This is a genomic window from Amorphus orientalis (assembly GCF_030814015.1).
Classification (GTDB): Bacteria; Pseudomonadota; Alphaproteobacteria; order Rhizobiales; family Amorphaceae; genus Amorphus; species Amorphus orientalis.
On sequence record NZ_JAUSUL010000002.1, the window covers coordinates 1038910 to 1062287 of the forward strand.

The 23378-nt window shown below is 66.6% G+C and carries 23 protein-coding genes; 7 read left to right on the top strand and 16 right to left on the bottom strand.

The window, feature by feature from the left end; all coding sequences use genetic code 11:
- Position 1: 1 nt before the first annotated feature.
- A complete protein-coding gene (locus J2S73_RS12620; protein ID WP_306885896.1) occupies positions 2–397 on the bottom strand; it encodes a hypothetical protein in 396 nt (131 codons plus the stop codon).
- A gap of 317 nt (positions 398–714) precedes the next feature.
- Between J2S73_RS12620 and J2S73_RS12625 the strand changes: the two genes are divergently transcribed.
- The 4 genes from J2S73_RS12625 (at position 715) to J2S73_RS12640 (ending at position 4114) form a co-directional block, all read left to right on the top strand.
- Positions 715–2286: a serine hydrolase gene (locus J2S73_RS12625; RefSeq protein WP_306885897.1), complete on the top strand. Its 1572-nt coding sequence runs from the start codon at positions 715–717 to the stop codon at positions 2284–2286.
- Between the two features lie 227 nt (positions 2287–2513).
- A complete protein-coding gene (locus tag J2S73_RS12630; RefSeq protein WP_306885898.1) occupies positions 2514–3197 on the top strand; it encodes an extensin family protein in 684 nt (227 codons plus the stop codon).
- Positions 3198–3212: 15 nt separating this feature from the next.
- The gene (locus J2S73_RS12635; RefSeq protein ID WP_306885899.1) at positions 3213–3725 is read left to right on the top strand and encodes a hypothetical protein; all 513 of its coding nucleotides are present in this window, start codon (positions 3213–3215) and stop codon (positions 3723–3725) included.
- An 11-nt stretch (positions 3726–3736) separates the two neighbouring features.
- Positions 3737–4114, top strand: a complete 378-nt coding sequence (locus tag J2S73_RS12640) for a hypothetical protein (RefSeq protein ID WP_306885900.1) — start codon at positions 3737–3739, stop codon at positions 4112–4114.
- A gap of 76 nt (positions 4115–4190) precedes the next feature.
- Here J2S73_RS12640 and parC read toward each other — a convergent pair whose 3' ends face one another.
- From parC to rpoZ, 11 genes are all read right to left on the bottom strand, one after another.
- Positions 4191–6440 carry a DNA topoisomerase IV subunit A gene (gene parC / locus J2S73_RS12645; RefSeq protein WP_306885901.1) on the bottom strand — a complete coding sequence of 750 codons (2250 nt, stop codon included), beginning with the start codon at positions 6438–6440 and terminating at the stop codon, positions 4191–4193.
- Between the two features lie 73 nt (positions 6441–6513).
- Entirely contained in the window at positions 6514–7254 is a 741-nt protein-coding gene (gene recO, locus J2S73_RS12650) for a DNA repair protein RecO (RefSeq protein WP_306885902.1), read from the bottom strand.
- Between the two features lie 258 nt (positions 7255–7512).
- A complete protein-coding gene (gene era / locus J2S73_RS12655) occupies positions 7513–8454 on the bottom strand; it encodes a GTPase Era (RefSeq protein WP_306885903.1) in 942 nt (313 codons plus the stop codon).
- Positions 8435–9154, bottom strand: a complete 720-nt coding sequence (gene rnc / locus J2S73_RS12660) for a ribonuclease III (RefSeq protein WP_306885904.1) — start codon at positions 9152–9154, stop codon at positions 8435–8437. The genes era and rnc overlap by 20 nt, the downstream gene beginning before the upstream one ends.
- Positions 9151–9903, bottom strand: a complete 753-nt coding sequence (gene lepB / locus J2S73_RS12665; RefSeq protein WP_306885905.1) for a signal peptidase I — start codon at positions 9901–9903, stop codon at positions 9151–9153. Before lepB ends, rnc begins: the two co-directional genes overlap by 4 nt.
- 174 nt (positions 9904–10077) lie before the next feature.
- Positions 10078–10500, bottom strand: a complete 423-nt coding sequence (acpS, locus tag J2S73_RS12670) for a holo-ACP synthase (protein ID WP_306885906.1) — start codon at positions 10498–10500, stop codon at positions 10078–10080.
- On the bottom strand, positions 10497–11261 hold the full coding sequence (locus tag J2S73_RS12675; RefSeq protein ID WP_306885907.1) for a pyridoxine 5'-phosphate synthase: 765 nt from the start codon (positions 11259–11261) through the stop codon (positions 10497–10499). The genes acpS and J2S73_RS12675 overlap by 4 nt, the downstream gene beginning before the upstream one ends.
- 7 nt (positions 11262–11268) lie before the next feature.
- Entirely contained in the window at positions 11269–11823 is a 555-nt protein-coding gene (locus J2S73_RS12680; RefSeq protein WP_306885908.1) for a DUF2062 domain-containing protein, read from the bottom strand.
- 263 nt (positions 11824–12086) lie between these two features.
- Entirely contained in the window at positions 12087–12668 is a 582-nt protein-coding gene (gene pyrE, locus J2S73_RS12685; protein WP_306885909.1) for an orotate phosphoribosyltransferase, read from the bottom strand.
- 51 nt (positions 12669–12719) lie between these two features.
- A complete protein-coding gene (locus J2S73_RS12690) occupies positions 12720–14885 on the bottom strand; it encodes a RelA/SpoT family protein (RefSeq protein WP_306885910.1) in 2166 nt (721 codons plus the stop codon).
- Between the two features lie 58 nt (positions 14886–14943).
- A complete protein-coding gene (rpoZ, locus tag J2S73_RS12695; protein ID WP_306885911.1) occupies positions 14944–15333 on the bottom strand; it encodes a DNA-directed RNA polymerase subunit omega in 390 nt (129 codons plus the stop codon).
- Positions 15334–15704: 371 nt separating this feature from the next.
- Here rpoZ and J2S73_RS12700 point away from each other — a divergent pair, with 371 nt between their 5' ends.
- From J2S73_RS12700 to mprF, 3 genes are all read left to right on the top strand, one after another.
- Positions 15705–16304, top strand: coding sequence for a LabA-like NYN domain-containing protein (locus tag J2S73_RS12700; protein WP_306885913.1), 600 nt, complete (start codon positions 15705–15707; stop codon positions 16302–16304).
- A 6-nt stretch (positions 16305–16310) separates the two neighbouring features.
- Positions 16311–16988, top strand: a complete 678-nt coding sequence (locus tag J2S73_RS12705) for a uracil-DNA glycosylase (protein WP_306885914.1) — start codon at positions 16311–16313, stop codon at positions 16986–16988.
- Between the two features lie 212 nt (positions 16989–17200).
- Positions 17201–19795: a bifunctional lysylphosphatidylglycerol flippase/synthetase MprF gene (mprF, locus tag J2S73_RS12710; RefSeq protein ID WP_306885915.1), complete on the top strand. Its 2595-nt coding sequence runs from the start codon at positions 17201–17203 to the stop codon at positions 19793–19795.
- 142 nt (positions 19796–19937) lie between these two features.
- Here the strand turns inward: mprF and J2S73_RS12715 are convergent, their stop codons facing one another.
- Genes J2S73_RS12715 through J2S73_RS12730 form a run of 4 tightly spaced genes read right to left on the bottom strand, consistent with a single transcriptional unit; the run spans position 19938 to position 23237 of the window.
- On the bottom strand, positions 19938–20645 hold the full coding sequence (locus J2S73_RS12715; RefSeq protein ID WP_306885916.1) for an ABC transporter ATP-binding protein: 708 nt from the start codon (positions 20643–20645) through the stop codon (positions 19938–19940).
- Complete coding sequence (locus J2S73_RS12720; protein WP_306885917.1) at positions 20632–21420, bottom strand: ABC transporter ATP-binding protein; 789 nt, start codon at positions 21418–21420, stop codon at positions 20632–20634. The genes J2S73_RS12715 and J2S73_RS12720 overlap by 14 nt, the downstream gene beginning before the upstream one ends.
- Complete coding sequence (locus J2S73_RS12725) at positions 21417–22361, bottom strand: branched-chain amino acid ABC transporter permease (RefSeq protein ID WP_306885918.1); 945 nt, start codon at positions 22359–22361, stop codon at positions 21417–21419. Before J2S73_RS12725 ends, J2S73_RS12720 begins: the two co-directional genes overlap by 4 nt.
- 3 nt (positions 22362–22364) lie before the next feature.
- A complete protein-coding gene (locus tag J2S73_RS12730; protein ID WP_306885919.1) occupies positions 22365–23237 on the bottom strand; it encodes a branched-chain amino acid ABC transporter permease in 873 nt (290 codons plus the stop codon).
- Positions 23238–23378 lie beyond the last annotated feature (141 nt).

Here is a 23378-nt window from a genome sequence, read left to right on the forward strand (position 1 = left end):
ATCAAGCTCCCTGCGCTGCGTGACGGGTGGAATGGCCGCGCCGGCTGGGGTCGATCGCGATGTAGATCAGCCAGCCGATCCCGGCCGCGATCATTGCGCCCAGCAGGACGTTCGTTTCCAGAAGCCAGGCGGCGAAGCCGGTTCCCAGGATGTCGAGCACCACCAGGATCGCCATCACCACGACCATCCAGCGCGGCAGATGGTGTCCGAACGCGAGAAACAGGCTGCCGACAAGAAGCAGCGCCGACGTCACGAGGACCAGGTAGGCCCCTGGCGTGAAGGCGATGCCGTTGCCGGCGCTGAAGGCGTTGATTGCGGATACGATCAGCCCCAACAGGGCGGCCAGACACACGAGCCAGGCGCCGAACGCGCCCGCCTGTCTTGTTCGCGTTGCCATCGGTTATTCTCCCCCATTGGTCCGTTGGACACTCGCCCACAATTCGGGCGCAGACGTGCCATATTATCGTCAACGGCTGCATCGCGCTCTCGTTCCCGTGATCGCATCGCTCAACGGGTGCGGCTTACGGACGCGCGAGCATGCTGGAAGCAGGACGCGCATTATCCCGGTGGTGAGCCTTGCACAGCCCGGCAACCCGCCGATGTGTCCAAACCCACCGACCGAGGCGTGGCGCAGCCATCCGGATTGTATGGTTTGAGGTGCGGCACCGTCTCATCGGTCGCGGTGCGGCGAGGGCAATGGGGGTTCGTGGTTCCATGCGTGCACGCTCATGGTGTTCGTTCACCGCGCGTCGTCTGGTCGGCCTTTCGCTGATCCTGCTGACCGCCGTTTCCCAGGCATCGGCCGACGATTCCGATACCGACAGGATCCTGGACGATCTCGTTCCGCGGCTCGAGACCTACATCGAGCACGGCATGGCGGCCTTCGACACCCCCGGCCTGGCCGTCGGGATCGTCTCCGGGGACGAACTCGTCTACGCCAACGCGTTCGGCGTGCGCCGCAAGGGCGGCGATCCGGTCGATACCCGCACGGTCTTTCAGATCGGCTCGACCAGCAAAGCCTTTCTCGCGACGACGCTGGCGATCGCGGTCGACCGCGGCGCCTTCCGCTGGGACGACCGCGTCGTCGACCTGGACCCGGCGTTCCAGTTGATGGACCCTTGGGTCACCCGGGAGTTCCGCGTCTTCGACATCGTCGCGCAACGGTCCGGGCTGCCGCCCTATGTCAACGACATCTACAGCTTCCTGGGTTTCGACCGGGACGAGATGATCCGGTCGCTGAGGTTCGTCGAACCGCGGACGAGTTTCCGGTCGACCTTCACCTACACGAATGTCACGCATCTGGAGGCGGGCCGGCTCGTCGCCCGGGCTCAGGATGCGCCGGACTGGGAAAACGCCCTCCGCCGCGACCTGTTCGAGCCCCTCGGCATGGCGGACTCCTCGGCCAATGCGACGGCCATCGAAACAGCCTCCAACCACGCGATCGGCCATCGCTGGACGCCGGACGGCACCATCGAAGTGCCGTTTACGGATCTGTTCCCCTACAATCTGGACGGTGCCGGCGCGATCAATTCCACCGTCGAGGACATGGCGCGGTGGCTGCGCCTTCAGCTCGGCAACGGCACCTTCGAGGGACGGCAGATCGTCTCGCCGGAAAACCTCGCGGCGACCCGGACCGCCAGGATCGGCGTGAACGAAAAGAACGCCTATGCGATGGGCTGGGCGCTGCAGTCGACGCCGAACGGTGAGATCGTCTGGCACAATGGCGGCACGCTGTCGTTCGGTGCCTTCGTGGGTTTCCTGCCATCCAGGGACGTCGGCATCGTCGTGCTGACGAATGCGGCCAATGTCGGCTTCCCGGATGCGGTTGGGCTTTGGGTTCTCGACCGGTTCCTGGGCAATCCGGAGACCGATTACGCCGCCGAAACGCTGAGCGCCGCGAAGGCGGCCGCCGAGAACGAAGCCGGCCGGTGGGCAGCGCCGTCGCAGCCGTCGGGCCCGCCGGAGTTTCCGACGGGAACCTATCGCAACGACGCCATGGGAGCGGTGACCGTCACCGAGGACGGAACCGCGCTGGCCATGGCGTTCGCCACCGGCGCCGTCATCAAGCTCACTCCCTGGAACGACGGCATCTTCCTCGTAACCCTGGCGCCGACCGGCCGGTTCCGATCCCTGTCGGACTCGCTTGGTCCCGATCCCCTTGCGCTTGCCACGTTCCAGCCCGACCGGACCGGCCAGCGCACCGTTCTCAGCCTGATGCTCGAGGATGGGCAGACCTACGTGTTCAGGCGCGACGAACCCGCCCCGTCGGACAGGGCAGGCGAATAAGCGGCTGATATCCCGAGTTTCGGAATTCGCACAAAGCGACGGACGATCGCCGAGCTACACGCGCTTGCACCTGTCGGCCCTCCCCTGCCTCCAATCTGCCAGCCCCCGCTTTTTCAGTGTGTACACTTTTTGGTTGATATTAGGCGGCGTATTGTACAACCTTTGAGATATTGGATTTCGCCCCGGACAGTCCTTGGGGGCGATCGTTTCCGATTGGGGGGCATCGGATGACGGATCTCATTCGCATCGACCAGTTCGCAGGCGTCGGCATCTACTATGACCGGGTCCGTCCGGAGGATTACGGAGTCCGTGGCGTGCCGATCGAACCGTTCATCGATCGGGAGTTCGCCGAAGAGACCGAACGCTTCTTCGCCCGCCTCTTTCTGGAATGCGCGGCCGCCGGCCTCGGCGAGGTGACCGCGATCTTCACCGGCGGTGTCGGTCGCGACCCGTCCGTCGGCGGACAGAGCTACCATCACCAGAACCGCACCTTCGATCTCGACGCCCTGGTCTTCGAGGATGGCCGGAAATGGGTCGCCGACAGCTTTCCCGACGCGCCGCATTTCTATCTCGGGATCGAAGCGGTCCTGCGGAAGTCCTTCGGCACGGTTCTCACCTACGACTACAACCGCGCCCATCAGGACCACATCCACTTCGACAACGGCGAGCCGCCCGGTTTCCACACCATGTCCAAGAGCCGCGTCCTGTTTCTCCAGAACAGCCTTTTCTACCTGTTCGACCGTACGCTCGGCCGGGACGGCGTCTACGGGCCCGAGACGGACGCGATCGCAGGTTCCGTGCTGAGCGAACTCAACCTCGGCCCCCTCTCCAGTTCCGACACCTGGACCGCCTTCCTGGAGGCGACCACCGACCGCGCCATGCTGCGATCCGCCAACGTCCTCGCGGCCTGACAGAGGAGAAGCCTCATGCGATCGATGACGTATCACCACCGCCGCAACGGCCTGCCCCGGCTCCTTCGTCCGGGCGACATCGCCGCCCCGGTCACGGCGTCGTCCCCAACGGCGCGAAGAGCGGTCCCGGCCCTTGCCTGCGCGCTCGTGCTCTCCGCCTGCAGCGTCTTCTATCCGGCCTTTCAGGAAAGCACGGTCCCCCAGATCGGCGAGGGCTATAAGACCGTCTCCCAGCTCGTCGCGAAGACCGAGCTCGGCGACTATCGAACGGCGTCCAGCTACGCCGCCGCCTCCGACACCTACGCCGAGGCGATCGCGAACTTCGCCACCGCCAGAGCCGCGATCGACGCCGGGGCGGCCCCCCTGGCGACGGACCAGGCCAAGACCGACGTGCTTCTCGCCATCGACAACTGCATAGAGGCGATCGAGATCATGGCTGAGGATCATCGAACCGGCGGGCTTCCGGCAAAAGTTGGATATCGGGCAACTCAGACCACTTGTGCCACGCCCTACCGCGTCATCCAGTGAGGCAAGCGAAAATGGCTTTTACCTTTGAAAGCTTTAAACCGTCGACCGTCGACGCTTTCGTGGATGGTCTGATCGAGGCTTTGAAGGCGAGTGTGGGCGACTGGTTCAACACCGTTCAGGTCGATCTCAGAGGCCAACTGGAGATCGTTGCCCAGGAAGCCTTGCAGACGAAACAGGCATTGGCTGAAAGCCGCATCACTGAGGAAAGAGAGAAACGGCTGCATCGGCTTCATCGCCTGGCGTTCCAGAACACGCTCATCGAGATGCGCCTCGCCGCTTTCCGGCTGCTGCAGCAGGTGGTCGACACCGTGTTCAAGGCCGTCGGCTGGGCGATCTACAACCACACGGGCATCAATCTCGCCCCGGCTCTGGTTATGCCAAAGCCCTGACTTCGTCGGTCCGGTCGAACCAATCGGGATATGACCGGGTCAGATAGCCGGCAGATGCGCCGCCGATCGACCCGTACTACTCCGCCGCGTCGAACTTGTTGGCGCGCGGGAATTTCGGCGGCGGAAGCCGGCCGGCCTGGGCGCGGTCGCCGAGCCAGTCGCGCAGCTCTTCCATCGAGCGCACGTGCCGGCGGCCGGAGGAGTCGGACCAGGAAAGCCCCTCCTCCGCGGTGAACACTTTCAGGTCGGCGAGCCCGCCGTCCTTGTAGCGCTGCAGGCGCACGCCCCGGCCCTTGCTCATCTCCGGGATCTGCGCCTTCGGGAACACGAGCAGCTTCCGGTTCTCGCCCAGCACCGCGACCGTGTCGCCGGAGGCGTCCACGATCCTGTAGGCCTCCTCGCCGGCGCCCACCGTCAGCACCTGCTTGCCGCGCTTGGTGTTGGCGACCACGTCCGCTTCCGGCACCAGGAAGCCGCGGCCAGCCGTGGAGGCGACCAGCAGCGTCCGTCCGGCCTTGTGGACCAGCACGTCCACCACGTCGTGGCCCTGCTCCATGTCGACCATCAGCCGGATCGGTTCGCCATGGCCGCGCCCGCCGGGCAGCTTGTCGGCACCGATCGTGTAGAAGCGGCCGGCCGTGGACACGATCAGCAGCTTGTCCGTCGTCTCCGCGTGCAGCACGCGCTTCAATCGGTCGTCCTGCTTGAAGGCGATCTGCGACGTGTCCTGCAGATGCCCCTTCAGCGCGCGGATCCAGCCCTTTTCCGAGACCACCACGGTGATCGGCTCGCGCTCGATCATCGCCTGGACGTCGATGTCGCCGGTGATCGTCGGCGCCTCGGCGAACGTGGTGCGGCGGCGACCGAGATCGGTGTTCTGCCCGAAGGTCTTCTTCAGATCCTTCACCTTGTCCGACACACGGGACCACTGGGCGTCCTCGTCGGCGAGCAGCGCCTCCAGCCCGGCCTTCTCCTCGGTCAGGTTGGTGTGCTCCTTGCGGATCTCCATCTCTTCCAGCTTGCGCAGGGAGCGCAGCCGCATGTTGAGGATGGCTTCCGCCTGAACGTCGGTGAGATCGAACGCCTTGATCAGTTCGACCTTCGGCTCGTCCTCCTCGCGCACGATCTGGATCACCCGGTCGAGGTCCAGATAGACGACCAGGAAGCCGTCGAGGATCTCCAGCCGGCGGGTGATCTTGTCGAGCCGGTGGCGCGACCGGCGGACCAGCACCTCCTTGACGTGATCGAGCCAGGCCTTCAGCGCGTCCTTGAGCCCGATCACCTTCGGCACCGTGCCGCCCATCAGCACGTTCATGTTGAGCGGGACCCGGTTTTCCAGGTCGGTCAGCCGGAAGAGCGACTCCATCAGGAGTTCCGGATCGACCGTCTTGGAACGTGGCTCCAGAACCAGGCGGATGTCCTCGGCGCTCTCGTCGCGCACGTCGTCGAGCAGCGGCAGCTTCTTGGCCGTCAGAAGATCGGCGATCCGCTCCACCAGCCGGCCCTTCTGGACCATGTAGGGGATTTCGGTGACGACGATCTGCCAGGTGCCGCGGCCGAGGTCCTCCTTCTCCCACCGGGCCCGAACGCGCACCCCGCCGCGGCCGGTGCGGTAGGCCTCGAGGATGTTCGCCGCGTCTTCCACGATGACGCCGCCGGTCGGGAAATCCGGCCCCGGCACCATCTTGACCAGCGTCTCGGTCGCCGCGTCCGGATGCTTGATCAGGTGCAGCGCGGCGTCGGCCAGCTCCGCCACGTTGTGGGGCGGCACGTTCGTCGCCATGCCGACGGCGATGCCCGACGCGCCGTTGGCGAGCAGGTTCGGGAACGAGCCCGGCAGCACCACCGGCTCCTGCTCCAGCCCGTCATAGGTCTCCCGGAAATCGACGGCGTCCTCGTCGAGCCCTTCCAGGATCAGGCCGGCAACGGCCGTCATGCGCGCTTCGGTGTAGCGCATCGCCGCCGCGCCATCGCCGTCGATGGTGCCGAAATTGCCCTGCCCGTCGACCAGCGGATAGCGAACCGCGAAATCCTGGGCGAGCCGCACCAGCGCGTCGTAGATCGCCTGGTCGCCGTGGGGGTGGAACTTACCCATCACGTCGCCGACGACGCGGGCGGACTTTTTGAAGGATGTGCCGGGATCCAGCCGCAGCTGCCGCATCCCGAACAGGATGCGCCGGTGGACCGGCTTCATGCCGTCGCGCACGTCGGGCAGCGCCCGATGCATGATCGTCGACAATGCGTAGGCGAGATAGCGCTCTTCCAGGGCCGCCTTGAGGTCGACCTCTTCAATGCCCTCGCCGTCGGGAATCAGTGTTTCGCCCATAGGATCTGGGTAAACGCCGTGGGGCTTTGAGGCAAGCTTGCGAATCGCCGCAAAGCCGCAGTTCCCCTGACTTTTACCGGTTGGCGCCGAGCCCGCGCGCCACCGCGGAGACGAAATGCTCGCGGGCGGCCGGCAGCACCCTGTCGGCCGGACCGAGAATGCAGGCGTCGAGGAAGTGGCCGGTCAGGTCGAAGGCGGCCCGCAGATCGCCGACGCCACTCGGCAGCCTGTCCTCTGGCGCCGTCAGAAAACCCGGCAGAGGCAACAGCTTGTCGGCATAGGGTTCGCCGGCTTCCCGGGAAACGGCCCGGCCGCTGCGGGGCGAGACCCAGACCAGCCCCTCCGTCAGACCGGTGGCCGCGCAGCTCGAGAGATTGAGGCCGAAGCCCATCTCCTCCAGGAAGGCGAGTTCGAACCGGACCATGACCGCGGCGGCGGCGGCCGGCTCGTCCAGGTGCTCGACCACCAGCCCCACCGTCTCGTAAAGCCTCGGATGCGGGTCGCGGTCGGGAAGATGGCGAAGCAGGCCTGCGATCGCCTGGATGCCGAACGTGCCGGTCGCCGTCTCCATCAGATGGCCGGCCCGCGCCCTGGACAGCTCCACGGCGAAATTGCCGAGCTGGTCGTCGAGCCGCGCCCGCCAGGTGACTTCCACCGAGTTGCCCGGCTGCAGGCTGGGCCGCATCCGCCGCGACCGCCCGCCCTTGACAAGGCCCGATGCGCGCCCGTGCTCCTTGGAGATGATATCGAGGATCACGCTGGTCTCGCCGAACGGCCGCGTCGACAGCACGATCCCCTCGTCCCGCCATTCCATGGCTTCACAAGACCTCCGCTCATCCCGACGAAAGTCGGGATCCAGGGCCACAGGCCGCAGCCTGTTTTCTGCCCCTCACGCCGAGTTCGCTCCGCTCACCGGCTCCGGGTGGGCGGCCTGCTTATTAAGCCGCAAAGCCGGACGGAAAACCGCAGACCACTTTTCCTGGCTTTGCTCCGGCCGGCGCTCTGTCGAGCGCTGATGGATGCTGTCCTGCCGGCGGAGTGCCCGATCGGAACTTCTTCGACGTCCTCATGCTCAGTTCGAGAAATCCAGGCCCATCTCCCGGTAGCGCTCCGGGTCGTCGGCCCAGCGCGAGCGCACCTTCACGAACAGAAACAGGTGCACCGGCGTCTCGATCATCTGGGCGATCTCGGCGCGGGCGGCCTGAGAGATCGCGCGGATGGTCTGCCCGCCCTGCCCCAGCACGATCTTCTTCTGGCTCTCGCGCTCCACATAGATCGTCTGCTCGATGCGCACGCTGCCGTTGCGCAGCCGCTTCCACTGCTCCGTCTCCACGGTGGAGGCATAGGGCAGTTCGTCGTGCAGCCGGAGCATCAGCTTCTCGCGAGTAATCTCGGCCGCCAGCATGCGCTCCGGAAGGTCGGAGATCTGATCCTCCGGATAAAGCCACGGCCCCTTCGGCATCCGCGCGCAGAGACCCGTCTTCAACTCGGCCACGCCACTGCCGGTCTGGGCGGAGATCATGAACGTCTCGTCGAAGTTCGCCTGGCGGTTGGCTTCTTCGGCCAGCCCCAGAAGTTCGCTCTTCGCCACCAGATCGACCTTGTTCAGGATCAGGACCTTGGGGCCGCGGATGTTCTCCAGCCCGGCCAGCATCTTCTCCGCAGGCTCGTCGAGACCGCGCTTGGCATCGATCAGCGCGCAGACGAGGTCGGCATCGTGGGCGGAGCCCCACGCGGTCTTCACCATCGCCCGGTCCAGCCTGCGCCGCGGGTCGAAGATGCCGGGCGTGTCGACCAGGATGACCTGGGTCTCGCCCTCCAGCATGATCCCGCGCACCACGCCGCGGGTTGTCTGCACCTTGTGGGTGACGATCGAGACCTTCATGCCCACCAGCGCATTCACCAGGGTGGACTTGCCGGCATTCGGCGCCCCGATCAGCGCGACGATGCCGCAGGTCGTCGCCGGGCCGGCCTCTTCCGCGCGAAGCGGCTCGTCAGGCGGTGTCGCCGTCATCGCTCCAGACTCCTTCGCGAACGAGCACGGCGCGTGCCGCGTTCTGTTCGGCTTCCCGTTTGGATCCGCCGTGACCACGCCCCGGCTCGATCCCGTTCACATCGACCTCGACCGTGAAGCGCGGCGCGTGGTCCGGGCCGCTGCGCCCGATCGGCCGGTAGGCCGGGGTCGGTTCGCCGCGGGCCTGGACCCACTCCTGCAGGGTCGTCTTCGCGTCGCGCGCGGGCCGGATCGCCTTGCGCATGCGCGGACCCCATTCCCGCTCCACCAGGGCCGACACGGCTTCGTATCCCGCATCGATATAGAGCGCGCCGAGGACCGCCTCGCAGGCGTCCGCCAGCACCGCCGTGCCCGGCTTTGCCTTCGACTGGTTCTCCCCCGCCCCCAGCACCAGGGCCTTGTCGAGGTTCCAGTCCCGAGCCACCTCCGCGCAGGTCTGGCCCCGCACGAGCTGATTGTAGCGCTGGGCGAGTTCGCCCTCGTCCGCTTCCGGATAGGCCCGATAGAGCAGCGCGGCGACGCTCAGCCCGAGCACGCGGTCGCCGAGAAACTCAAGCCGCTGATAGCTCTGGGTGGCCTCCGACGAAGACGACAGGGCGCTGGCGTGGGTCAGCGCCGTGCGCAGCAGGTCCGGATCGGCGAACCGATGCCCGAGAACCGCCTCGACGTCTGCCAAGCCGCCGCCGTTGCGCCCGGTCATAGAGTATCGAGGATCCGGTTCCAGCGCACGTCCCAGGGCCAGCGCCAGACCTGCCACACGGGCGCGCCCTCGCGGATCGAGAAGAAGATGATCGACGCGCGGCCGACGAAGTTCTCGAACGGGACGTAGCCCACATAGCTGAGGACGCGGCTGTCCGACGAGTTGTCCCGGTTGTCGCCCATCATGAAGAAGTGGCCCTCGGGCACCTCGTAGACCCGGGTATTGTCCCAGAAGCCGCGGGCGTCGGCATCGAGCACCTGATAGGACACGCCGTTCGGCAGCGTTTCCACATAGCGCGGAATGCGAACTTCCTGACCGTTGGCATCGGTGTCGACGAAGTCCGAGATCTTCTCGCGCTGAACGGCCTCGCCGTTGATGTGCACGACCCCGTCGATCACCTGGATTTTGTCGCCGGGAAGCCCGATCACCCGCTTGATGAAGTCGGTGGAGTTGTCCGACGGCAGCTTGAACACGGCGACGTCGCCCCGTTCGGGCTCCGACGCCAGCACGCGGCCCGACAGCGGCACCATGCCGAACGGGAACGAATAGCGGCTGTAGCCGTAGCTGAACTTGTTCACGAACAGATAGTCGCCGATCAGCAGCGTATCCATCATCGAGCCGGACGGAATGTTGAACGGCTGGAACAGGAAGGTGCGGATCACCAGCGCGATGAGAAGCGCCTGTACGACCACTTTCACGGTCTCGTAGAGGCCGCCCTGCTTCGCGGGTTTGTCGCTGGTCACGCTCATTCTGTCCCTAGATGTCTGCGGGCAATCCTGGTTGCCGTGTTGCCCGTGGTTCGGCGCCGCGGGCGGTGCCGCCCTGGTTGCGGCGAGCCTCGCGGATGCACGGCGATGCGGCCTTGATATCGGCTCGCCACACCCCGCGCAACGGACCTCTCGTCGCTGTCGTGTCGAAGGCCGCTACGACCGGTCGGTCGGGGCGGCGGTGATCATGTCCGCCGAAATCACCACGAAGGCCTGGGCCAGCGGGTAATCGTCGGTGATGGTCAGATGAATCGAGGAATAGTGGCCATTTGGAGTCAGGGCGGCGAGACGTGCTGCCGCATCCCCCTTCAACTCCAGGGTCGGCTGCCCGGTCTTCAGGTTGACCACACCCATTTCCCGCCACTTGACGCCCATGCGGATTCCGGTGCCGAGCGCCTTGGAGCACGCTTCCTTGGCGGCGAACCGCTTGGCATAGGAGGCGGCCCGGTTCCTGCGCCGGTCGGACCGTTCGCGCTCGATCTCCGTGAACACCCGCTCCACGAACCGGTCGCCGAACCGGTCGAGCGTGCGCTCGATGCGCCGGATGTCGATCAGATCCGAGCCGATCCCGATGATCATGCCGGTTCCTCTCCGCGCGCTTCTTCCATCAGAAGACGCATCCTGGCTATGGCGTCTGCCAGTCCGACGAAGATCGCCTCGCCCACGAGGAAATGACCGATGTTCAGTTCCACCACCTCGGGGATCGCGGCGATCCGGCCGACCGTGGCGAAATCGATGCCGTGACCGGCATGGACCTCCAGGCCGATCGCGTCGGCGTGTGCGGCTGCGTCCCGGAGCCGGGCCAGTTCGGCATCCGCCGCCTGGTCGCCGGCGGTCACGAGATCGCAGTAGCGCCCCGTGTGCAGCTCCACGACCGCCGCCCCCAGGTCCCGCGCCGCGTCGATCTGCTCCGCATCTGGCTCGACGAACAGCGAGACCCGCGCACCGGAATCGGCCAGAAGCCGAACGGGTGTGCGCAGCCGGAGTTGTCCGCCGAGGACATCGAGCCCGCCTTCCGTGGTGCGTTCCGCGCGGTTTTCCGGCACCAGACAGACGGCATGCGGCCGCGTGTGCAGCGCGATCGCCACCATCTCGTCGGTGGCCGCCATTTCCAGATTGAGGGGTCGGTCGATCTCCCGCACCAGCCGCGCGATATCGGTGTCCACGATGTGCCGCCGGTCCTCGCGCAGGTGCGCCGTGATGCCGTCGGCGCCCGCCTCGATGGCCAGTTGCGCGGCCCTGATGGGGTCGGGATGCCGTCCGCCGCGTGCGTTGCGCACCGTGGCCACGTGATCGATGTTTACGCCCAGCCGAAGGGGCCGCTGCAATTCGAAGCTCATCGGACCGTCACGATTCCTGCCGGATATTGGCCTTTTCCGCGCGCATCGCCTCGAGCTTCTGCTGGAACCGGGCGCGCCGCGCCGTCTGATATGCGGTGACCACGTATCGGGTGATGAAGTAGGCGATCAGGCCCGCGACCGAGCCGATCAGCGCCCCGCCGACGACCATCGGGAAGATCACCGGCCAGAAGATCTTGTCCCACGAATCCGCAAGCAGTCCGGCCGACACGCCCGACTCGGTGAAGCTGCTCGCCGCTTCCGTCATCTCCCGGCCGAGGACTCTGCGGCCAACCTCGAACGAAGCCGCCCAGATCAGCGGGAAGGTCAGCGGATTGCCGACCGCCGTGCCCAGAGCCGCGGCAATGAAGTTGCCGGCAATCACGAACGCCACGACGAAGCTGAGGATGAAGTGCAGGCCGATGAACGGCGTGAACGAGGCAAAGACGCCGGCGGCCACCCCGGCGGCGATCGCATGCGGCGTCGCCGACAGCCGCATGACCCGCTTGCGGAAATAGCGCATCGAGCGCCCCCACGAGCGGCGGGGCCACAGCGCGGTGCGCATCCGTTCCTGAAATCTGGGTCTTTCGCGGCGGCCGAAAATCATTGTCCAAAACGTCGTAGCGTGGGCAGGTCGATCCCCGAGCGACGGACCGCCTCCCTAAAATATGCTTTCCGGCCGGCGTTTAGAAGCGCTCCGAACGGTGCCGGGCGCAGCGGCGGCCGACACCCCGGAGGAGGTGCCGCGGGCTCATCCGCCAACCCTCCCCCGCGTGCCCTGTCGCCTGACCGGCCTCGTCAGCTTGGCAAGTGGCGCGACCGCGGCCGTTATGCAAGCCCCCGGCTTCCCGGCTTCACCGCCGGCATCGCCGCAAGTTCAGGTGGGAGCTGGTCAGCCGGATAGGCCGGAACCTTGTGCTCGGCCAGCGCGATCAGCGGCACGCCCACGTCCGCCTCGCCGGCCGAGCGGTCGATCAGAACGGCCGCCGCGACGACCTCGCCGCCGATCGCCTTGACCGCGGTGATGGTCTCGCGGATCGACAGGCCCGTGCTCAGGATGTCCTCGACGATCACCACCCGTGCGCCGGGCTCCATTTCGAACCGGCGGAGCTGGAAGACACCGGCTTCGCGCTCGACCCAGACGGCGCGAACGCCCAGATGGCGCGCCGTCTCATAGCCCGGCACGATCCCGCCGACCGCCGGGGCGACGATCAGGTCGATCGGCCCGTCCACCTCCGCACGGATGCGGTCCGCCAGGGCCTTGCACAGGATCTCGGTCTTCTCGGGATACTGAAAGACGCGGGCCTTCTGCAGGAAGATCGGGCTGTGCAGTCCCGAAGTCAGCACGAAGTGCCCCTCCAGAATCGCCCCGCAGTCACGGAAGATGTCCAGCACCTCTTCAGGAGCCATGGCGCCGCCTTTCTCGTCTCGTCGTGCCCGTCTCGGCGGCCGTGCCGCCCGCTAACCGTTGACCCGCCGCGCATCCGAAATCACCGGCAGCGCGCGAAGCTGCTGGATGAGCCGGTTCAGATGCTTCAGGTCCCAGACCTCCAGATCGATGATCATGTCGTGGAAGTCGCTGCCCTTCTGGATCATCTTGATGTTGTCGATGTTGCCGTCATTGTCGCTGATGATCTGGGCGATGGAGGCCAGCGACCCCGGCTCGTTGATTGCGGCAATGATGATCTGGGTCGGAAACCGCTGCTGGCTGTCGTCCTCGATGTCCCAGCGCACGTCGACCCAGCGTTCCGGCTGATCCTCGAATTCCTGCAGTGCGGACGACTGGATCGGATAGATCGTGACGCCCTCGCCGGGGGTCAGGATGCCGACGATGCGGTCGCCTGGAACGGCGCCCAGATGCGGCGCGAAGCGCACCGGATAGTCGCCGCGCAGACCCCGGATCGGCAGCGACTGGGGACCGTCTTTCCCAGGCGCCTTCTTCTTCACGACCTTCTTGGCCGGCTTTGCCTCGCCGTCGAGGTTCGCCGTCGGATCGACGGCGCGGACCACCTCGCCGGAGGACAGTTCGCCCCGGCCCACGGCCGCCAGCAGGTCGTCGACCGTGGCCTTGCCGAGCCGTTCGCGCGCGAGTTCGAGCTGCTCCGGCGTCACCGTCCGGTTCAGCCGCTGGAAGGCGCGCTCGATGATGTGCGTGCCGAGGCCGGAATACTGCTTCCTGACCGCCTCGCGCGTCGCCCGCCGGATCGCCGCCCGCGCCTTGCCGGTGACCGCCAGCGATTCCCAGGCGGGCGGCGGCGTCTGGGCCTTGGAGCGGATGATCTCCACCTCGTCGCCGTTCTGAAGCTCGGTCATGATCGGCATGATCCGGCCGTTGACCTTGCAGCCGACGCAGGTATTGCCGACGTCGGTGTGGACCGCGTAGGCGAAATCGATCGCGGTCGCTCCGCGCGGCAGCGCGATCAGGCGACCCTTCGGGGTGAAGCAGAACACCTGGTCGTGGAACAGCTCCAGCTTGGTGTTCTCGAGGAACTCTTCCGAGCTGTCCCCCTCCGACAGGAGATCGATGGTGTGCCGCAGCCATTCGTAGGCGCGGCTGTCGGCGGTCAGGCGCGCGATGTTGCGCCCGCCACCTTCCCGGTCGGTGTAGAGCGCATGGGCGGCGATGCCGTACTCCGCCACCCGGTGCATGGCATGGGTGCGGATCTGCAGCTCGGCCCGCTGCCGGCTCGGCCCCACGACGGTGGTGTGGATCGAGCGGTAGTCGTTCTGCTTCGGCGTGGAGATATAGTCCTTGAACCGGTCGGGCACGGCCGGCCACGAGGTATGGACGATGCCGAGCACCCGGTAGCACTCGGCCACGTCGTCCACGATCACGCGGAACCCGTAGAGATCGGACAGCTGCTCGAAGCTGACCGATTTGCGCTGCATCTTGCGGAAAATCGAATAGGGACGCTTCTCGCGGCCGGACACCTTGGCGGCGATTCCCTCGTCGGCGAGCCGGGCCGCGAGATCAAGCTCGATTTCCTGGATCACGCTCCAGTTGCGGTCGCGCAGCGCTTCCATCCGCGCCGTGATCGCCGCAGCCGCCTCCGCGTTGAGGACCTTGAACGCCAGGTCCTCCAGCTCCTCGCGAACCTCCTGCATGCCCATCCGGCCGGCCAGCGGACCATAGATCTCCATGGTCTCCTCGGCCACGGCCACCCGCTTGTGGGGCGGCACGTAGCGGATGGTGCGCATGTTGTGGAGCCGGTCGGCGAGCTTCACCAGAAGCACCCGCACGTCGTCGGCCACGGCCAGGAGCAGCTTGCGGAAATTCTCCGCCTGCTTGGCCTTGCTCGACACAAGATCGAGCCGCTTGATCTTGGTCAGCCCCTCGACGAGCTTGCCGATCTCCGGACCGAACATCTCGTCGATCTCGGCCCGGGTGGCGTCGGTGTCTTCGATGGTGTCGTGGAGAAGCGCGACCGCGATGGTCGCGTCGTCCAGCCTGAGGTCGGTCAGGATCGCGGCGACCTCGAGCGGATGGGAGAAATAGGGATCCCCCGATGCCCGGGTCTGGCTGCCATGCTTGTGCATGGCATAGACATAGGCCCGGTTCAGGAGCCCCTCGTCGGCCGCCGGATTGTACCGGGTCACGCGTTCGAGAAGCTCGTACTGCCGCATCATCTAGAGTCGTGTCCCGTCGCAGCCCCCCGACGGCTGCGCGGGCCGTCGTTCGTCCGTCCTAGAGCTCCTCGCTCTTGTCCGGGGGCACCATGCCTTCGAGCCCCTTCAGAAGCTCTTCTTCGCTCATCCGGTTGAAGGTCAGGTCGACCTCGTCCTCGGAGGAGCCCGAGCCCGATTCGTTGGCGATCATCGGAACCGTCTCCGCTTCCGGCTCGTCGACCTCGACATAGCGCTGGAGCGAATGGATCAGCTCTTCCTTCAGATCGCCCGGGCTCACCGTCTGATCGGCGATCTCACGGAGCGCAACGACCGGGTTCTTGTCGTTGTCGCGCTCGACGGAGATCTCCGAGCCGCTCGAAATCATCCGGGCGCGGTGGCTCGCAAGGAGAACCAGTTCGAACCGGTTGTCGACCTTGTCGATACAATCTTCAACAGTTACGCGCGCCATCGCCGCAGAACTCCTGTGCCGTTCGGGGAACCGGAGCAGATATCAGGTCGCACGGCCCGATTGCAAGGGATTGCGTCGAGATCCGCCGCACTACCCCGGCGGCACGACATCCGGCACCCCGCACATGCCCTGCCCTTGTGAATAATCATTACAACTTTTCAATCTTTGTTGCTTCGCCTTGAAAGCAACCCGGGAGTGAAATATGTCCGATTCATAAGTGGCTCGATTCGTAGCCACCTGATCAACGTCCGTCGTTTTCGGTCGAAATCGCACTGGTTTCAAGATGGAAACCACACCTGCAAACGACAGGCACATACACCTCAGTGACGAGTATTTGATCGGTATTCGCGTATTTAGAGAAAGTCTATCCGATGTTTGATGATCGCGAGCGCATTGCCCTTTTTATTGATGGCGCCAATCTCTACTCCACGGCGAAATCGCTCGGTTTCGATATCGACTACCGCCGGCTTCTGAAAGAATTCAGCTCCAAGGGATTTCTCCTGAGAGCCTATTACTACACCGCGATGATCGAGGATCAGGAGTACTCGACGCTGCGGCCGCTCGTCGACTGGCTCGATTACAACGGCTATAATGTCGTTACCAAGCCGTTGAAAGAATTCTACGATCAGAACGGGCGCCGCAAGGTCAAGGGCAACATGGACATCGAGCTCGTGGTCGATGCCATGGAAATGGCCGAACACGTCGATCACGTCGTGTTGTTCTCCGGCGACGGCGACTTCCGGCGCCTGGTCGAGGCGGTCCAGCGCCGCGGCCGGAAGGTCTCCGTGGTCTCCACGCTGCAGACCCAGCCGCCGATGATCGCCGACGATCTGCGCCGGCAGGCGGACCACTTCATCGATCTGGTCAATCTGCAGTCGAAAATCGGACGCGATCCGGCCGAACGCGCCGCGCGCGCCCAGGAGCGCGCCGACCGCGAAGCCCGCGAGACCGCAGACCAGGACGACTACTGACCGTCCATGGCTGCGGCACCCGCGCCCATCGTTCCCGCCTCCCGGACGGATCCCGACCGGGACTGCCCCCACTGTCCGCGGCTGGTCGCCTTCCGCGCAGAGAACCGCGCCGTAAATCCCGACTGGTTCAACGCCCCGGTGCCGAGCTTCGGAGACCCCGACGCCCGGCTCCTGATCGTCGGGCTCGCACCCGGCCTGCGTGGCGCCAATCGGACCGGCCGCCCCTTCACCGGCGACTTCGCCGGCGACCTTCTCTACGGCACGCTGGCCAAATTCGGCTTCTCGAGCGGAACCTACCGGGCCGATCCGGACGACGGCCTGACCCTGTCGGGCGCCGCCATCACCAACGCGGTGCGCTGCGTCCCGCCCCAGAACAAGCCGCTGCCGGCGGAAATCCGCACCTGCCTGCCCTTCCTCGCCGCGACCGTCGCCCAGCGTCCGTCGGTCGGTGCGATCCTGGCGCTGGGCAAGATCGCCCATGACGCGATCGTCGCCACGTTCGGCGAGCGCCCGTCCCGGCACAAGTTCGCCCACGGCGCGGTCCACCGCCTGCCCGGTGCGCCGGCGATCTACGACAGCTACCACTGCTCGCGCTACAACACGAACACCGGCCGCCTCACGCCTGAGATGTTCGAGGCGGTGTTCGCGCGGATTGCGGACGATCTCGAAGCGACAGCTTCCTGAAAGCCGCACGTGCCATTATCGATCGCCAGAGCCGGTCAGCCTTTGATGGAATCGCGGAACGGCTCTAACCCTTTTTGTCGAGCCATTTCCGGACGGCCAATCGGTTTCCACCTGGGCTGGAAATGCTCTAGACGAAATTGAATTTTCGGTCCCGGCCGGGTCCCTCCGGACCGTCGGGATGCGGGCCTGCGAGCGACCGGACGGGGACTGGAATGGACACGGCTGGCGTGGCGGACGATACCGAAATTGCGCGGATCGGTCGCTCACGGTGGCGCTGGCGCCGCTTCGTCGGACCGGTCCTGTCGGTCGCGCTGCTGGTCCTGGTGGCGGTGGCCATCGAGGACCTGGCCCGAGACGTCCGTTACGATGACGTCGCCAAGGCCCTGGCCGAGACCCCGAGCGTGCGGGTCCTGATCGCGGTCCTTCTGACGTTCGTCAGCTTCGGGGCGCTGACGCTCTACGACGTGTCCGGCCTCGAATATGCCGGACAGAAGATCCGATACCGGCTCGTCGCACCGGCCTCGTTCTGCGCCTATGCGATCGGCAACACGGCCGGCTTCGGTCCGCTGTCCGGCGGCGCCGTCCGCTACCGTCTGTACACGCCGCTCGGCCTGAAGCCCGACCAGATCGCCCGCCTCATCGGGTTCATCACCGTCGGCTTCGGCCTCGGGCTCTGCATGACGGCCTCGATCGGCCTGCTCGTCGCCGGCGATGCGGTTGCCGACGTGGTCCGCACCAGCCCCGCCCTGCTGCAGGCCGCGGGAGCGGGCCTTGCCGCGCTCGCGCTCCTGCCGGTCGTCTGGACGCTGCTGGGCAACCGGACGATCCGGCTGGCCCGCCTCCGGCTCCCGCTGCCCTCCGCCGGGCTTCTGGCGCGCCAGCTTTTGATCACCGCCATCGACGTCACGGCGTGCGCAGGGGTGCTCTGGGTGCTGCTGCCGCAAGGCTCGATCGGCTTTCCGGCATTCGTCGCCATCTTCGCGGTCGCGATCGGCGTCGCCGTGCTCAGCCACGTGCCCGCCGGGCTCGGCGTGTTCGATGCGATCATCGTCGCGGCACTGGCCGGCGTCGTGCCGGTTGATCAGGTGCTCGGCGCGATCGTCATTTATCGCCTGGTCTACTATGCCCTTCCGCTTGCCGTCGCCGCCCTCATCATCGTGACGCTCGAAGTGCGGCGCGCGCTGGCCGGCTCGGCCGCGACGCGGCTCGCCGCAGTGGCGCGGGCGCTGGCCCCGCCGGTGCTGACCACGCTCAGCCTGGTGACCGGGGCGATGCTGGTCCTGTCCGGCCTGACGCCGGCGCCGCCTCGACGCCTGGAGGCCCTGGCCGCCTACGTGCCGCTGCCCATCGTCGAAAGCGCCCATTTCCTGTCGAGCATTCTCGGAACCGTCTTTGTGGTGACGGCCCGCTTTCTCCTGTTCCGGCTGGACGGCGCCTGGTGGGTCACGGCGATTGCGGCGGCGCTGGCGCTGGCGCTGGCGCCCCTGAAGGCGCTCGCGGTCGGCGAGACCATGGTGCTGGCGCTGCTGCTGGTGTCGCTGCTTCTGTCGCGCTCCGAGTTCGACCGGCCGTCGTCCCTGCTGCACGAAACGCTCAGCCGGCGCTGGATCGTGGCGATCGCGACGGTGGCCATCGCAACGACCGCCGTCATGTTCTTCGCCTACAAGGAGGTCGCCTACTCGAGCGAGCTGTGGTGGCAGTTCGCATTCTCCGACAACGCTCCGCGCAGCCTCCGGGCGCTCCTCGGAATCCTGCTCGCGAGCTCGCTGTTCGCGATCTGGTGGCTGTTGATGCCAGCGCCCGGCGTCCCGTCGTCTCCCAGTCCCGAAGACATGGATCGGGCCCTGACGATTGCGGTGAAGCAGGACCGGCCCGAGGCCAACCTGGTGCGGACCGGCGACAAGAGCATCCTGTTCTCCGACGACGGCGAAGCCTTCATCATGTTCGCCCGGCAGGGGCGCTCATGGGTCGCCCTGTTCGATCCGATCGGCGCGACGGCCTCGTGGCCGGGGCTGGTGTGGAAGTTCAACGAACTGGCCCGCCGGCACGGCGGCCGGGCGGTGTTCTACGAGGTCGGACCGGACCACCTCGCGCTCTATGCGGACGCGGGGCTCGCCGCCTTCCGGCTCGGCGAGAGCGCGCGCGTCGGGCTCGAGGCGTTCGACCTGCAGGGCTCGCGCCGTGCCGAACTGCGCACCGCGCTGCGCAAGGGCGACAAGCTCGGTCTCAGCTTCGAGCTGGTGCCGCCGGAGCGGGTGGGCGAGATCATCGACGAGCTGGCACAGGTCTCGGATGCCTGGCTGACCCACAACAAGGTCCGAGAAAAAGGCTTCTCGCTCGGATCCTTCCAGCGCGACTACGTCGCGACCCAGCCGATCGCCACGCTCAGGCAGGACGGCAAGGTGATCGCCTTCGCCAGCCTGATGACGACCGACAGCCGCCACGAGGTCGCGCTCGACCTGATGCGCGTGGCGCCGGGCGCACCGAACGGGACCATGGATTTCCTGTTCCTGAAGCTGATCCTGCTTCTGAAGGACGAGGGCTATGCCTGGTTCCGGCTGGGCATGGCGCCGCTTGCCGGCTTCCGGTCGGGCAGCGCGACGCTCTGGAACCGGGTCGGACGTGCGGTGTTCGAGCACGGCGAGCGCTACTACCACTTCCGTGGCCTGCACAAATTCAAGAACAAGTTCAGCCCCGAATGGCAGCCGCGCTACATGGCCGTCGCCGGTGGCCTCAATCCGCTGGTCGCGCTGGCGGACGTCGCCGTTCTGATCAGCGGCGGGCTGCGCGGCGTGGTTTCTAAATGAGGCGTCCCGTCGTGCTCTCTGCGCGCACCGTCGCGGGACGTGGCGGTTGACCCGCGCAGGCCACCAATCCGGCCGCAATCGCGGCGCACTTGCCGCCGAAAGCGGAGGATCTGCCTCTGATCTCCGAACCGCTCGGAGGGCCTTAAACGCCCAGATACGCCTCGCGCACGGCCGGGTCGGCGATCAGGTCCTTGCCCGTCCCTTCCTTGGCGATCTCGCCGGTCTCGATGACGTAGCCGCGGTCGGCGATCGAGAGCGCGGCGAAGGCGTTCTGCTCCACCAGGAACACCGTCACGCCCTGGTCGCGCAGGCTCGCGATCGTTTCCAGGATCTGGTCGACCAGGATCGGCGCGAGCCCCATCGACGGCTCGTCCAGAAGCAGCAGACGCGGCCGGCTCATCAGCGCCCGCCCGATCGCCAGCATCTGCTGCTGTCCGCCGGACAGGCCGCCGGCCGGGTTCTTTCGCCGCTCCGCCAGAATCGGGAACATGGCGTAGATCTTCTGCAGATCGGCCTCGACCGCAGCACTTCCCTGGCTGGAGCGGTAGGCGCCGAGCCGGAGATTGTCCTCCACCGACAGCGGCCCGAAGATCTGCCGTCCCTCCGGCGACTGGGAAATGCCCAGCGCCACCCGCTTGTGGGGCGTTGCCTGGGTTATGTCGGCCCCCTCGAACGTGATCCGTCCGCCGCTGACCGGCTGCACGCCCGACACCGCCTTCAGGAGCGTCGTCTTGCCCGCGCCGTTGCCGCCCACCAGCGTGACGATCTCGCCGGCGTTCACCTCGATGGTGATGCCGTGCAGGGCCTCGATGCGGCCGTAGCCGGACCGCAGATCCTCAATCCTGAGCACGGGCCGCCTCCTCAGCGCCATGGGTCCCGAGATAGGCCTTCACCACCTCCGGATTGGTGCGGACCTCTTCCGCGTTGCCCTCCGTCAGGGTGCGGCCGTAGTCGAGCACGTGGATCCGGTCGGAGATCCGCATGACGAGCCGCATGTCGTGCTCGACCAGGACAACGGTCACGCCCGTCTCCGCGATCTCCTTGATCATGTGCTCGATGTTTTCCGTCTCCCGGGCATTGCAGCCGGCGGCCGGTTCGTCGAGCAGCAGCACCTTCGGCTCGGTGGCGAGCGCCCGGGCGATCTCCAGCCGCTTGAGTTCGCCGTAGGGCAGGTTCGCGGCCAGGTCGTCGGCCCGGTCCGCCAGCCCGATCCGCTCCAGAAGCCTGAGCGCCTCCTTGCGGCTGTGCCGGTTCTGCCGGATCACAGACGGCAGCGAGAACAGATGCGGGAAGACGCCCCGCTCCTCCTTCAGATGCCGGCCGACCATCACGTTCTCCGCAACCGTCATGCGGAAGAAGATCTGCAGGTTCTGGAAGGTCCGCGACAGTCCGCGCGCGGCAAGCCGGTTCGGCGCGGCGGCGGTCACGTCCTGCCCCTGGAGCGTGACCCGTCCCGACATCGGCACGTAGACGCCTGAGATCAGGTTGAAGAGCGTGGTCTTGCCGGCGCCGTTGGGGCCGATGATGGAAAAGATCTGGCCGTCCTCGACGCTGAAGGAGACGGAATCGACCGCCTTCACGCCGCCGAAGGTGATGCCGATGTCCTGAACGGAGAGCGCGCTCATTTGCTTCCCCTCCACACCAGGGCGACGAGGCTCGGAACGATGCCCTTCCTTAGGAAGATCATGAACGCCATCAGCACGAAGCCGAGCGCCAGGTGTTCGTATTCCTGGAAGGCCGAGAGCGCCTGCGGCAGCGCGATCAGGATTGCAGCGCCCACGACCGAGCCGAAGATCGAGCCGAGCCCGCCCAGCACCACCATCACCACGAACTCGATGGAGTGCAGGAAGCCGGCCACGTCCGGCGTGATGAAGCCGTTGAAGAGCGCGAGCATCCCGCCGGCGAGCGCCGTGTAGACCGCGGACACGACGAAGGCGACCACCTTGTAGCGGGCCACGTCGACGCCGACCACGCGGGCGGCGACCTCCGAATCGTGCAGCGCGCGCAGCGCCCGGCCCGTGGGCGAGCGCACCAGGTTGCCGGCGAGCCAGGCGCCCAGCACAAGGACGGCGCCGGAGATCCAGTACCAGTGGTCGACGCCACGGATGCGCAGGCCGAACAGTTCGGGCCGGGCGACGGTCATGCCATCAGGCCCGCCGGTGAGCCCGCTCTCGTTGGTCAGGACCATCGACACCAGGATGCCGAAGCCGAGAGTCGCGACCGCGAGATAGTGGCCCTTGAGCTTCAGGATCGGCCGGCCGACCAGGAACGCGATCGCGGCGGACAGGACCAGCCCGAGCACGAGCGCCAGCAGCGGCGAGATCGACAGCACGTTGGGCGCGACGGCGGTCGTGTAGGCGCCGATGCCGAAGAAGCCGGCGTGGCCCAGGCTCACCTGCCCGGCAAAGCCCATCAGCAGGTTCAGGCCGATGGCGGCGAGCGCGGAGATCCACACCAGCGTCGCGACCCGGAGATAGAAGTTGGAGCCGAGACCGAACCCACAGGCGAGCACGATCGCCGCGATCAGGAGCGGCACGAACAGGGGATGAGCGGCGAGACGCGACATGCTTCAGACCCGCTCCACGCTTTTCCGGCCGAACAGCCCTGTGGGCATGAAGAACAGAACGCCCAGGATCACGATGAAGGCGATGGCGTCCTTGTACTCCGACGAGATGTAGCCGGCGCCGAAGGCCTCCAGCAGGCCGATGATGAGGCCGCCGACGATGGCGCCGATCGGGCTGCCCATGCCGCCGAACATCGCCGCCGCGAAACCCTTGAGGGCGAGCAGCGTGCCGACGTCATAGCGCGTCAGCGTGATCGGCGTGACCAGTATGCCGGCAATGGCGCCGATCGCCGCCGACAGCGCGAACGACAGGCCGACCACGTAGCTGGTGTTGATGCCGACGAGACGCGCCGCAAGCCGGTTCGCAGCCGTGGCCAGGATCGCCTTGCCGAGGATGGTCCGGCTCATGAACGCCCACAGCAGGATGACGATCACGAAGCCGCCGGCCAGCACCCACAGGCTCTGGGGCAGGATCGCCGCGCCGCCGAACAGGATCGGCGTGTCGCCGGTGAACGGGGGCAGCGTGTGGAACTGCTTGTCGAAGATGAAGCTCGCCGCGCTGCGCAGGAAGATCGACGCGCCGATGGTGATGATGATCAGCGTCACCGCGTCCGCCCCGCGCGCCGGCTCGATCGCCAGGCGGTGAAGCAGCAGCCCAACGATCATCGCCACGACGATGGCCGACAGCGCCGCGACCGGAAGCGGCACACCCACCGCGGCGATGAACACCGTCGCCATGCCGCCGATCATCACGAACTCGCCCTGGGCGAAGTTCACCACGTCGGAGGCGTTGTAGATCAGCGTGAAGCCGAGGGCGACGAGCGCATAGACCGCGCCGACCGTCAGCCCCGAAAACGCAAACTGCAGAAATTCAGCCATCGGTTCCGCCCGAGTGACGCGCCGCGCCGGGACCCAAGGGTGCCCGGCGGTCGCTGACCGCCCCGTAGTCCGGCCGGCCCGAAGGGAGCGGCGGCCGTTTCAGAAAGGGTGCAAAGCAAGAAGGCGTGCCGGCCGGATCTC

Coding starts and splice junctions, on each gene's coding strand:
- J2S73_RS12620 (WP_306885896.1), bottom strand. CDS start 397: ATGGCAACGCGAACAAGACAGGCGGGCGCGTTCGGCGCCTGGCTCGTG.
- J2S73_RS12625 (WP_306885897.1), top strand. CDS start 715: ATGCGTGCACGCTCATGGTGTTCGTTCACCGCGCGTCGTCTGGTCGGC.
- J2S73_RS12630 (WP_306885898.1), top strand. CDS start 2,514: ATGACGGATCTCATTCGCATCGACCAGTTCGCAGGCGTCGGCATCTAC.
- J2S73_RS12635 (WP_306885899.1), top strand. CDS start 3,213: ATGCGATCGATGACGTATCACCACCGCCGCAACGGCCTGCCCCGGCTC.
- J2S73_RS12640 (WP_306885900.1), top strand. CDS start 3,737: ATGGCTTTTACCTTTGAAAGCTTTAAACCGTCGACCGTCGACGCTTTC.
- parC (WP_306885901.1), bottom strand. CDS start 6,440: ATGGGCGAAACACTGATTCCCGACGGCGAGGGCATTGAAGAGGTCGAC.
- recO (WP_306885902.1), bottom strand. CDS start 7,254: ATGGAATGGCGGGACGAGGGGATCGTGCTGTCGACGCGGCCGTTCGGC.
- era (WP_306885903.1), bottom strand. CDS start 8,454: ATGACGGCGACACCGCCTGACGAGCCGCTTCGCGCGGAAGAGGCCGGC.
- rnc (WP_306885904.1), bottom strand. CDS start 9,154: ATGACCGGGCGCAACGGCGGCGGCTTGGCAGACGTCGAGGCGGTTCTC.
- lepB (WP_306885905.1), bottom strand. CDS start 9,903: ATGAGCGTGACCAGCGACAAACCCGCGAAGCAGGGCGGCCTCTACGAG.
- acpS (WP_306885906.1), bottom strand. CDS start 10,500: ATGATCATCGGGATCGGCTCGGATCTGATCGACATCCGGCGCATCGAG.
- J2S73_RS12675 (WP_306885907.1), bottom strand. CDS start 11,261: ATGAGCTTCGAATTGCAGCGGCCCCTTCGGCTGGGCGTAAACATCGAT.
- J2S73_RS12680 (WP_306885908.1), bottom strand. CDS start 11,823: ATGCGCACCGCGCTGTGGCCCCGCCGCTCGTGGGGGCGCTCGATGCGC.
- pyrE (WP_306885909.1), bottom strand. CDS start 12,668: ATGGCTCCTGAAGAGGTGCTGGACATCTTCCGTGACTGCGGGGCGATT.
- J2S73_RS12690 (WP_306885910.1), bottom strand. CDS start 14,885: ATGATGCGGCAGTACGAGCTTCTCGAACGCGTGACCCGGTACAATCCG.
- rpoZ (WP_306885911.1), bottom strand. CDS start 15,333: ATGGCGCGCGTAACTGTTGAAGATTGTATCGACAAGGTCGACAACCGG.
- J2S73_RS12700 (WP_306885913.1), top strand. CDS start 15,705: ATGTTTGATGATCGCGAGCGCATTGCCCTTTTTATTGATGGCGCCAAT.
- J2S73_RS12705 (WP_306885914.1), top strand. CDS start 16,311: ATGGCTGCGGCACCCGCGCCCATCGTTCCCGCCTCCCGGACGGATCCC.
- mprF (WP_306885915.1), top strand. CDS start 17,201: ATGGACACGGCTGGCGTGGCGGACGATACCGAAATTGCGCGGATCGGT.
- J2S73_RS12720 (WP_306885917.1), bottom strand. CDS start 21,420: ATGAGCGCGCTCTCCGTTCAGGACATCGGCATCACCTTCGGCGGCGTG.
- J2S73_RS12725 (WP_306885918.1), bottom strand. CDS start 22,361: ATGTCGCGTCTCGCCGCTCATCCCCTGTTCGTGCCGCTCCTGATCGCG.
- J2S73_RS12730 (WP_306885919.1), bottom strand. CDS start 23,237: ATGGCTGAATTTCTGCAGTTTGCGTTTTCGGGGCTGACGGTCGGCGCG.